Below are 309 nucleotides of genomic sequence, written 5' to 3' on the forward strand. Positions count from 1 at the left end.
CGATCGGGCTCTCCACCTCCCGGGCGGACTGGCGCCTCCCGCACTCCAGGAGGTCGGCGAGGGCGTCGTCGAACTCGTCCGACGCGATGCGCAGCAGACACCGCGAGTACAGGAACTCGTTCCACTCCCACGAGCCGTGCGCGCCCCCGACCGTGACGGCGTCGGCGAGGCGGCGGGCTTCGCCGAGCCGCCCGGTCTCGGTCAGGGCGCTGATTGCCTGGGCGCGCAGATGGGCGTTGTCCGTGCCGGGCGTGGCCCGCCTGCCGGGCGGGATGTGCCGCAGCGAGGTGTCGTCCAGCAGTGAGCCCT

The 309-nt window shown here is 73.8% G+C and carries 1 protein-coding gene; it reads right to left on the reverse strand.

The window, feature by feature from the left end:
- On the reverse strand, positions 1-309 hold a 309-nt coding region (locus tag UK12_RS42610), incomplete at both ends, for a hypothetical protein (protein WP_045307271.1).

The sequence above is a fragment of the Saccharothrix sp. ST-888 genome (assembly GCF_000955975.1).
Taxonomy (GTDB): Bacteria; Actinomycetota; Actinomycetes; order Streptomycetales; family Streptomycetaceae; genus Kitasatospora.